This is a genomic window from Actinomadura bangladeshensis (genome assembly GCF_004348335.1).
GTDB lineage: Bacteria > Actinomycetota > Actinomycetes > Streptosporangiales > Streptosporangiaceae > Spirillospora > Spirillospora bangladeshensis.
In genome coordinates this window covers 1-9,864 of the sequence record NZ_SMJW01000281.1, presented here as the reverse complement: position 1 = coordinate 9,864, position 9,864 = coordinate 1, and the positions used below count along the sequence as shown (strand labels likewise).

General features: G+C 72.7%; 10 protein-coding genes, 1 other RNA gene and 1 pseudogene. 6 read left to right on the top strand and 6 right to left on the bottom strand.

The window, feature by feature from the left end; translation table 11 throughout:
* Together E1284_RS34505 and E1284_RS34500 are read left to right on the top strand one after the other, a co-directional pair.
* Positions 1-687: pseudogene (locus E1284_RS34505) on the top strand (hypothetical protein); the annotation flags it as partial.
* A gap of 140 nt (positions 688-827) precedes the next feature.
* On the top strand, positions 828-3,059 hold the full coding sequence (locus E1284_RS34500; RefSeq protein ID WP_243714925.1) for a bifunctional SulP family inorganic anion transporter/carbonic anhydrase: 2,232 nt from the start codon (positions 828-830) through the stop codon (positions 3,057-3,059).
* Positions 3,060-3,188: 129 nt separating this feature from the next.
* Here the strand turns inward: E1284_RS34500 and E1284_RS34495 are convergent, their stop codons facing one another.
* The 6 genes from E1284_RS34495 to E1284_RS34475 form a co-directional block, all read right to left on the bottom strand.
* Complete coding sequence (locus tag E1284_RS34495) at positions 3,189-3,386, bottom strand: hypothetical protein (RefSeq protein ID WP_131944357.1); 198 nt, start codon at positions 3,384-3,386, stop codon at positions 3,189-3,191.
* Positions 3,387-3,664: 278 nt separating this feature from the next.
* An RNA gene (gene rnpB, locus E1284_RS34490) (RNase P RNA component class A) lies at positions 3,665-4,062 on the bottom strand.
* 88 nt (positions 4,063-4,150) lie between these two features.
* Entirely contained in the window at positions 4,151-5,419 is a 1,269-nt protein-coding gene (locus E1284_RS34485) for an RNA-guided endonuclease InsQ/TnpB family protein (protein ID WP_243714924.1), read from the bottom strand.
* 43 nt (positions 5,420-5,462) lie between these two features.
* Positions 5,463-6,593: a bifunctional RNase H/acid phosphatase gene (locus tag E1284_RS34480; RefSeq protein WP_207924115.1), complete on the bottom strand. Its 1,131-nt coding sequence runs from the start codon at positions 6,591-6,593 to the stop codon at positions 5,463-5,465.
* Positions 6,590-7,333, bottom strand: a complete 744-nt coding sequence (locus E1284_RS42700; RefSeq protein ID WP_207924114.1) for a zinc ribbon domain-containing protein — start codon at positions 7,331-7,333, stop codon at positions 6,590-6,592. Before E1284_RS42700 ends, E1284_RS34480 begins: the two co-directional genes overlap by 4 nt.
* Complete coding sequence (locus E1284_RS34475) at positions 7,330-8,151, bottom strand: Nif3-like dinuclear metal center hexameric protein (protein WP_131944355.1); 822 nt, start codon at positions 8,149-8,151, stop codon at positions 7,330-7,332. Before E1284_RS34475 ends, E1284_RS42700 begins: the two co-directional genes overlap by 4 nt.
* A gap of 113 nt (positions 8,152-8,264) precedes the next feature.
* Here E1284_RS34475 and E1284_RS34470 point away from each other — a divergent pair, with 113 nt between their 5' ends.
* The 4 genes from E1284_RS34470 to E1284_RS44160 all read left to right on the top strand — a co-directional run.
* Positions 8,265-8,798, top strand: coding sequence for a pyridoxamine 5'-phosphate oxidase family protein (locus E1284_RS34470; RefSeq protein WP_131944354.1), 534 nt, complete (start codon positions 8,265-8,267; stop codon positions 8,796-8,798).
* A 108-nt stretch (positions 8,799-8,906) separates the two neighbouring features.
* Positions 8,907-9,206 carry a DUF6191 domain-containing protein gene (locus tag E1284_RS34465; RefSeq protein WP_243714923.1) on the top strand — a complete coding sequence of 100 codons (300 nt, stop codon included), beginning with the start codon at positions 8,907-8,909 and terminating at the stop codon, positions 9,204-9,206.
* A 49-nt stretch (positions 9,207-9,255) separates the two neighbouring features.
* Positions 9,256-9,654: a hypothetical protein gene (locus E1284_RS34460; RefSeq protein WP_131944352.1), complete on the top strand. Its 399-nt coding sequence runs from the start codon at positions 9,256-9,258 to the stop codon at positions 9,652-9,654.
* Positions 9,655-9,723: 69 nt separating this feature from the next.
* Positions 9,724-9,864, top strand: a 141-nt coding sequence (locus tag E1284_RS44160) for a DUF2510 domain-containing protein (RefSeq protein ID WP_424923523.1), incomplete at its 3' end; no start/stop codon positions are given.

Sequence of the window (9,864 nt, the reverse complement as noted above, 5' to 3'; positions counted from 1 at the left end):
CACGCCGGCTCCGGCGGCGGGTCCGACACCGACGGCCACAAGCTCCCGACGGTGGACGAACTGCTCCAGCGCATCCAGTCCGACCGGCAGCGCTCGTCGGGCGGGCCGTCCTCGTCCGACCCGGGCGGCTCCTACGGCGGCGGCTCCCTGAACGACCCGCTCGGCGACCCGCTCGGCACCGGCCCCTACGGGACGGCCGCGCCGCCCGCGAGCACGGGCAACACCGGCCCGTGGCCGTCCGGCGGGCAGGGCGGCGGCTACGACTCCGGGCTCGGGTCCGGTGCGGGCTACGACTCCGGCCTCGGCGGGACGTCCGGCTACGGGCAGGGCCAGCCGCAGAACGACGGCTACCCGACCGCCCCCGCCTACGGCGAGTCCAGCCGCTACGAGGACCCGCTCGGCGGCGGCCACGACTCCTACGGCGGCTCCGGCTCCGGCGGCGTCTACGGCGACTTCAGCGGCAGCAGCTACAACGGCCCCGGCGACCCGCTGGCCGCACCGCACGACCCGGGCGCGCAGGGCGGCTACCCCGACCCGAACGCGACCCAGGCGTACGGCTCCGGCTACTACGGCGGCTCGCAGCAGCAGGGCGGCTACCCGGGCGGCCAGCAGGGCGGGCAGCAGAACGACGGCGACCACTACGGCAACCGCCAGCCCGCCGACGACTGGGAGAACTACCGCCGCTAGACGCGCACGCGCACGACCGAGGGCCCGCCGGATTCCGATCCGGCGGGCCCTCGCCGTGTCGGGCCCGCGCGTACCGCGAAGCCGCGGTTAATCATGCTTATATACGGTGTGTGACTTCAAAGCCACGCAACGTGTCCATTGTGCGACGGGATCTGCTCGCGTCGTTCGTCGTCTTCCTCGTCGCCGTACCGCTGTCGCTGGGGATCGCGGTCGCGTCCGGCGCGCCGGTCGCCGCCGGGCTGGTCGCCGCGGTCGCCGGCGGGATCGTCGCCGGGCTGCTCGGCGGCTCCCCGCTCCAGGTGAGCGGGCCCGCGGCGGGCCTCACCGTGCTCGTCGCCGAACTCGTCCAGACCTACGGATGGCGCGCCACCTGCACGATCACCATGCTCGGCGGGCTGGTCCAGCTCGCCCTCGGCGCCGGCCGGATCGCGCGGGCCGCCCTCGCCGTCTCCCCCGCCGTCGTGCACGGCATGCTCGCCGGCGTCGGCGCCGTCATCGTCCTCGCGGAGGTGCACGTCGTCCTCGGCGGCAGCCCGCAGCAGTCCGCGGTCGCCAACCTGCGGGAACTGCCCGGCCAGCTCGCCCGCCCGGACCTGCCGACGGCGCTGCTGGGCGGGCTGACCGTCCTGATCCTGCTGGGCTGGTCCCGGCTGCCGCGCGGCGGCCGGCTGCGGCTGGTCCCCGGCCCGCTGCCCGCCGTCGCCGCCGCGACCACCGCCGCCTGGGCCCTCGCCCTGCCGGTGCCGCGCGTCGACCTGCCGGACTCGCCGCTCGGCGGCTGGTCCGCGCCCGTCCTGCCGCACGGACCTCCGCTCGGGGTCGCGGGGGCGGTCGTGTCCGTCGCGCTCGTGGCCGCCGTGGCGTCCCTGCTGTGCAGCGTGGCGGTCGACCGCATCCGGCCGGCCGGGGTGCCGCCCGCCGACCTGGACCGGGAGCTGCGCGCACAGGGCGCCGCGAACGCCGTGTCCGGCCTGCTCGGCGGGCTGCCGGTGGCGGGCGTGATCGTGCGCAGCACCGCGAATGTGGACGCCGGCGGCCGCACCCGGCTGTCCCCCGTCCTGCACGGCGTCTGGGTGCTCGTCCTCGCGCTGGCCTGCGCGCCGCTCATCGAGCGGGTCCCGCTGTCGGCGCTCGCGGCGCTGCTGATCGTGCTGGGCGTCCGGCTGACCGACCCCGCCCGCGTCCGGGACCTGCGGCACCACCGGGAGGCCCCCGCCTACTACGGCACCCTCGCCGGCGTCGTGCTGCTGGGCCTCGGCGAGGGCGTCCTGGTCGGCATCGCGATCATGGCGGTGATGGCGCTGCGCCGGCTGACGCGGCTGTCGGTCCGGACGGAGGAGCTCGTGCCCGTGCCGGGCGACGGGCCCGCCCCGCCCCGCCGGCACGTGGTCGTCGAGGGGACGTTCACCTTCCTCGGCGTCCCCCGGGTGACGCGGGCGCTGCGGGAGATCCCGGCCGGCTGCGGGGTCGATCTGGACCTCAACGTCGACTTCATGGACCACGCCGCTTTCGACGCGATCCACCAGTGGCGCATCGCCCACGAGCGCCAAGGGGGGAGGGTCGACATCGACGAGGTTCACGAGACTTGGTATGAAAGAGCCGTGACAGGTGACATGACTCAGCCAGGCAAAGCCGCTCCGCCCGCCCGCTGGTGGGCCCCGTGGGAGAACCGGCGGCGCCGACCCGAGGCCGAGCTCGACGCACCGGAGACCTCCCCGGCCGACGTGCTCCTGAACGGCATCCGCGAGTACCACGGCAGCACGGCCCGCCTCGTCCGGCCGATCATGTCCGAGCTGGCGATGAAGCAGAAGCCGCAGCACCTGTTCATCACGTGCGTGGACTCCCGCGTCGTCCCCAACATCATCACCGCGAGCGGTCCCGGCGACCTGTTCATCAACCGGAACGTGGGGGCCCTCGTGCCCCGGCACGGCTCCCGGACGCCGGACGACTCGGTCTCCGCCACCGTCGAGTACGCCACCAACGTCCTCGACATCAAGACGATCACCATCTGCGGCCACTCCAACTGCGGCGCGATGGCGGCGCTGCTCGCGGGCGGCACCGAGGTGGAGCACCTGACCGGCCTGTCGCGCTGGCTCCGGCACGGCAACCACAGCCTCGCGCGCTTCCTGTCCACCGACCCGGACGGCTGGGACGAACCGCCCCTCACCCGGCTCTGCAAGATCAACGTGATGCAGCAGCTCGACAACCTGCTGACCTACCCGTGGCTGCAGGAGCGGGTCGAGTCCGGCGACATCGAGCTGGTCGGCCTCTACCTGGACATCTCGACCGCGACGGTCGAGGTCCTCGACCGCGCCAACGGGACGTTCGCCCGCGTGCCGGACGAGATCCCGAACACCCGCACCCTCACCTGAGAGGGTGCGGGCCGTCCCCCCGCCCGGACGACCCGCACGCCTCGGCGCCGACCGCGGACCCCGGTGCGGGGTCGGCGCCCCATTCCCGTGTCCCGGCGGACCGGCGACCCCCGGTCCACCGGAGCCGGGTCAGCGGCCCACCAGCTCCTCGTCGCTGCGGTAGTCCCGCACGTACATCCCCGTCACGCGGCGCGCGCGGCGCGCGCCCCGGTCCTGCGCCGGCAGGAACAGCGCGTCGCGCCGGCTGGCGCGCGAGAAGTCCCAGAGGTACACGAGGCCGGCCAGCAGCCCGACCACCGCGAGGGCCACGAACACGATGATGAACATCGGCGCTCCTTTCCCACGGGACCCAGCACCCCGGTCCCGCCGCCGTCACCGATCAAGGCGATCAGCTCTTGCTCAGGACGGTAAGCGCCCGGTCCCGCCCCTTCTGTGTCCGGTGACCCGCTACCGAAGAGTCCCGTGACTCAGCGGACTTCGTCACCGGCCAGGCCATCGGCAGCGGGGAGCAGTCTTTCGCCGCGGCCGCGCATCCCGGCGCCACCATGGTCATGGCCCTCGCCTGGGCGCGAGCACCCATCGTCACGGCACCGGCCGAAGGGGGGCGGACGAGTCGGCCTGTAAGCCGGGTTCTGTGGCCGCCGTCCCTTGCGGGGCGGCGGGTGACGGCCATCCATCTCGGGCCGCCGTTGCCGGCGGCCTCCAGCGGTCTACCCGCAGGCTCGGGCGGGCCGCCCTCAGGCACCTGCGCGGGGCCTCTTGCGGGGCCCCTTCTTGACCTTGCTCCGGGTGGGGTTTACCGAGCCGCCCACGTCACCGTGGGCGCTGGTGAGCTCTTACCTCACCGTTTCACCCTTACCACCGCGCGAGGCGGTGGCGGTTTGCTTTCTGTGGCACTGTCCCGCGGGTCGCCCCGGGTCGGCGTTACCGACCACCCTGCCCTGTGGAGCCCGGACTTTCCTCGACGGGGATCGCTCCCCGACGCGGCCGCCCGGCCGGCTCGTCCGCCGTACGTCAAGGTTAGCGGGTCGCGCAGGCCACTTGTTCCTCGGTGAGGAGGAGTATCGAGTGCCGGGGGTGGTGGACGTCGGTCAGCTTCTCGGCCGTGAAGGGCCGAGCTTGCAGCTCGGTCGTTCACGCTTTGTTGCGCTCCCCGTCGCTGCCGGCTGCCGCGCTGGGGTCGCATCACCTGCCCTCTGTGCGAGGGGCGGGTCGGGCATGCTGACGAATACCCACGCCGTGCGCGCCCGCTGGCGGACGTTCACGGCGGCGATGTGATCGGCGGAGCCAGCGAGCCCGCACCGACGACAGCAGAAGTGGTCCCGGCTGGGACGGTTGCCGCGTGCGACGTGCCCGCAGCGCGGGCAGGTCTGCCAAGTGTAGGCCGGGTCGACCTCCAGGAACGGCACCTCGGCCCGCCGGGCCTTGTAGGCGATGGCGGTGCCGAGTTGGTGGAACGGCCAGGTGGAGAGCGTGGCCCGCTGGTACCGCCTGAGCCGTACCCGGTCACGGATCCCACTGAGTTCTTCCAGCGCGATCCCGCGTCCGGTGCGTTGGGCATCGGCCACGATCTTGTTGGCTATGGCATGGTTTATGTTCGCGGCGTGGCGACCCTCCCGGGCCTTGCGCCGTGTCAGGCGGCGAGCCGCCGAGCGGGACCCGGCGGCCTTCTTCTTTTGCAGCTCGGCGCGCCGCCGCGCCTGCGCCCGTCGGTACTTGTTCAGGGACTTGCCCTGGTGATTGGTGCCGTCGCAGGTGGTGGCCAGGTTCACGATCCCCCGGTCCACGCCGATCCAGTCGACCGGATCGAACTGGTCGGCCTCCGGAATCTCGCAGGTGGTATACAGGAACCACACGCCGCCTCGGAACACCAGGTCCGACTCGCCCTTGCGGTACTCAGCCAGGGTCTTCAGTTGGGACGGCTTGCCGGTGAACGCGATGCCCTGCACCCGGCCCGCTGTGGTCCAGATCGACACGGTGCGCGCGTCCATCTGCCAGGACAGGCAGCGGTCGTCATATGGTTGGGCGGCGTCGGGCCGGAACATGACGGGTTTGGACTCGGCCTGGCGACGGCGCCGGGACCGTTGCCCACCAAGCAGACCGGCGTCGATTTGTGCGTGCAGCGTGGTGTAGGCATCGGCGGTCTTACGGATCACGTGCAGCGCCGGCTGCGCCGACAACCCGGCCGCCTTCAAGTCCGCATAGACGAGCTTTTGCACCCCGGCGCGGGAGAACACCCTTTTCTCATACGCCACGGCTGATACCCGATTGGCCAGGGAGTTGCAGGTGTGCAGAGTCGCGTCTAGCGCCGCCGCCTGCTCAGGCGTCGGCAGCAGTTTCACCTGCATCACCAGCTTCACCTCAGCAATGTAACACCATGTATTCATCTCTTCACGGTAAGTTCTAGATCTTGAGACACTCGTTGAAGGAGCGGAGGGTCGCGGGGCCGTCGGCGTACCAGTCGATGGACGACAGCGCCGCCACGTCCAGGTGCATCCGGTAGAGGGACGACATGGGCGCGCCCAGGGCGTCCTTGATCAGAAGCTTGATCGGCGTCACGTGCGACACCACCAGGACCGTCTGCTCGCGGTAGCGGACCTTGAGCTTGTCCAGGGCCGTGCGGACGCGCCGCGACACCTGCGCGAAGCTCTCCCCGCCCGGCGGCGCGGCCTCGGGGTCGGCGAGCCAGGACTTCATCTCGGCGGGCCAGCCCTTGCCCGCCTCGGCGAACGTGAGGCCCTCCCACTCACCGAAGTCCGTTTCGCGGAAGCCGTCCTCGACCCGGACGTCCAGGCCGGTGACGGCGGCGACCTCGGCGGCCGTGTCGCGGCAGCGAACGAGGGGCGAGGTGACGATCGCGTCGAGCCCGCGGTCCTTCAGGGCGAGGGCGGCGGCGCGGGCCTGGGCGACGCCGGCCGGGGTGAGCGGGATGTCGCCGATCCCGGCGAAGCGCTTCTCGATCGACAGGGGCGTCTCGCCGTGCCGCAGCAGGACCGTGGTCATCGGGGCGGACGACGGCGGGCGCGGCGGCGGTTCCGGCTCGCCCGGCGCCTCCTCGACCTTGCGGGTCCAGTGCTCGCCGCGCGCGGCGGCGTCCATCGCCTCGTTGGCGAGCCGGTCGGCGTGCGCGTTCCGGTTGCGCGGGATCCAGCCGTAGGTCACCGAGCCCAGCCCGGACGCGAGCTCCCGCGCCTCCAGCGCCAGCGGGATCATGTCCGGGTGCTTGATCTTCCAGCGGCCGGACATCTGCTCCACGACGAGCTTGGAGTCCATCCGGACCTCGACGCGCGCGGACGGGTCGATCCCGGCGGCGGCCGCCAGCCCGGCGATCAGCCCGCGGTACTCGGCCACGTTGTTGGTGGCGTGCCCGATCGACTCGGCGACCTCGGCGAGGACCTCCCCGGTCAGCGCGTCCCGGACGAGGGCCCCGTACCCGGCCGGGCCGGGGTTGCCGCGCGAGCCCCCGTCCGCCTCGACGACCAGCTTCCGGGAACTCGCGCCCTTGCCCCGACGCCCCCCGGCAACTGCGCTCACAGGCCCGACTCGGGCGTGCGGACGAGGATGCGGCGGCACTCCTCGCACCGGACGACCTCGTCCTCGGCGGCGGCCCGGATGTTGTTCAGGTCGACGGTGTTCAGCGCCAGGTGGCAGCCCTGGCACGCGCCCCGGAACAGCTTCGCCGCGCCCACGCCGCCGAACTGGCCGCGCAGCTTCTCGTAGAGGGCGAGCAGGTCGTCCGGGACGTCCTTGGCGACGGCGGTGCGGGCGGTGCTGGTCGTCCCCGCCTCCTCGTCGATCTCCCGCTGGACGGTGTCGCGGCGCTCGGTGAGCCCGGCCAGCTCCTCCCGCGCGGCGGACTGGTCGGCGCGCAGCGCGGCGACCCGGCCCTCGGCCTCCTCCGTCCGCTCCATGATCTCCAGCACGACCTCCTCCAGGTCGGACTGGCGGCGCTGCAGCGACTCGATCTCCGCCTGCAGGCTGGACAGGTCCTTCGCGGACGTCACCTGCCCCGAGTCGAGCCGCTTCTGGTCGCGGTCGGCGCGGGTGCGGACCTGGTCGACGTCCTGCTCGGCCTTCTTCTGCTCCCGCTGCAGGTCGCCGACCGCGGTCTCGGCCGCCACGATCGCGTCGCGCAGCTCGGTGAGGCGTCCCTCCAGCCGCTCGATCTCCGCCAGCTCGGGCAGCGTGCGGCGGCGGTGCGCCAGCCGGTCCAGCGAGCTGTCGAGGTCCTGCAGGTCGATCAGGCGAAGCTGGGCTTGCGGTGCGGCTTTCACAATGCTCCTTCTGCGTGGAGGCGCCACGCGTCGGTGACGAGCGTGGACACCCGGGTCTCCAACATGCCCGCTTCCGGCGAGGACGCGGCCAGCCGGCGCTCGGCGTCGGCCAGCCACGGCCATTCGGTCGCCCAGTGCGAGGCGTCCACCAGGGCGGGTCCGCCGTGCTCGGCGAACTCCGACGCGGGGTGGTGCCGCAGGTCGGCGGTGAGGTAGGCGTCGACACCGGCGGCGCGCGCGGTGTCGAGGAGGGAGTCGCCGGCGCCGCCGCAGACCGCGACGGTGCGGACGAGCGCCTCGGGGTCCCCGGCGGCCCGCACGCCCCAGGCCGTGGACGGCAGCCCGGCGGCGGCCCGCTCGGTGAACTCCCGCAGCGTGAGCGGCGCGTCCAGTTCCCCGATCCGGCCGAGCCCGCGGCGCGGGTCGTCCGCGGCGGGGACCATCGGACGCAGCTCGCCGGTGAGGCCGACCGCCCGCGCCAGGGCGTCCGAGACGCCGGGATCGGCCCGGTCGGCGTTGGTGTGCGCGGTGTGCAGCGCGATCCCGTTCGTGATCATCCGGTGGATCAGCCGCCCCTTCGGCGTGGTGGCGGCGACCGAGTGCACCCCGCGCAGCAGCAGCGGATGGTGCGTGACCACCAGGCCGGCCCCCCACTCCAGCGCCTCGTCGATGACGGCCGCGACGGGGTCGACGGCGAACAGGACCCTTCCGACCTCCTGGTCGGGGTCTCCGCAGACGAGGCCGACGGCGTCCCAGGACTCCGCCCACGCGGGCGGGTACAGCTCCTCCAGAACCGTGATGACATGGGATAGGCGCACGTCCCGCAGGCTACCGCGCCGAGCCGCTCCCAACGAGCCACCGAGCGTTACCCCGGGGCCCCGCGGTCTGTAACGATATGGACGGGACAGCGCACGACGGAGAGGAGAACGCCATGTCGGCCACCGGCGCCGCCGCGGAAGCCGAGCCTGAGGAGCCCAAGGCGGAACGCCCGTACATGCCCGGCTACGGCATCCAGGGGCCCGACGAGGGGAGCGGGCTGCTGCCGTGGTCGTGGGCCGTGGAGCGGCTGCGCGCCGCCCGCAACTTCTGGGTGTGCACGGTGCGGCCGGACGGGCGCCCGCACGCCATGCCCGTCTGGGGCGCGTGGTCGGGCGAGGCACTGCTGTTCAGCAGCGCCGTCCCGTCCCGCAAGATGGTGAACCTGCGGGCGAACCCGCAGGTGGTGGTGACCACCGAGGAGGCCGAGAACCCCGTGGTCATCGAGGGGCGGGCCGAGATCCTCACCGACACCGAGGACCTCCAGCGGTTCATCGACCTGGTCAACTCCAAGTACGCCACCCGCTATCGTGTCGACTTCCTGGACCCCGAGGTGAACGCGACCGTCGCGGTGCGCCCGCAGTCGGTGTTCGGGCTCCGGCAGGGAGATTTCACCGGCTCTCCCACCCGATGGTCGTTCACAACCTGAACGCTGACCGCCCGCTGACCGCCCACCGGGATCAATCCGGAGACTCATCGCGTTGGAGCCTGTGTGAAATCACCCTTTCGACGCCGCAAGCGCGTCAAGGGCCGTCCGATGGGCAACCGCCCGGAGGCGGCCGAAACGGAGATCGTCGAGTGGCCCCGCGAGGGGACGGGCAAGTCGTCCCTGATGGGGGCCATCCGCGGCGACGGAGAGACCGGCGCGAGCTCCGGCGGCGGCCTGTTCGAGGACCTGGCGTCCGCGTTCGAGGGCTCCAAGAAGGTCAAGGTCGAGGAGCAGCAGCGGCAGAAGGTGCTGCGGCAGGACGACCACGAGCAGGCCGGGGACGGCAGCACGCGCGACGACCTGGACTCCGGCAAGATCCGGATCCGGCGCACCCCGCCGGACGAATAGTGTCCGATTTGTCTCGAACATAGGTTCGAATACACGTTATCCTGCCCTCGTGAGCACCTACGTCCCGCCCGGCTGGCCCTCGCAGGTGCACCCACCGGGCACCGACCGCTTCGAGGACACCGCCCTCGGCTGGCTGCTCGAGCTCGTCCCGCCCGAGTACCGCCGCTACGGGGTCCTGCGCCGCTACCCGATCGCGCTCGCCCGGATGGCCCGCCAGCATGTGGCCGCGTCCGTGGAGGCGGCCCGCGAGGGCTTCCGCACCGCCCGCGTCGACCTCGGCGACCTCGTCCCGCCGCACGGCGTCGAGTCCGTTATGGACGCCTACCGCCGTGAGGGCGCCCGCCTCGTCGCCGTCCTGCACGCCGTCGAGCTCGTCGAGACGGCCCTGCGCGGCCTCGCCGACCCCGACGACCCCGCCCACCGCCGCCCCTTCACCCCCAAGCTTTAACGATCCCGTTGACTCCCTGTCGCCTCGTGCGCAAGCCTTTGAGCCGACCCTGACGGGAGGCGGGTTCCGGTGAGCACACCACCTGGGTGGTACCCAGATCCAGAGTGGATGGGCCACGAACGCTACTGGGACGGACATTCCTGGACCACCCAGTCACGCCGCTACGAATCCCGCACCCGCCGCCGCACGTCCCTCAGCACCACCCCACCT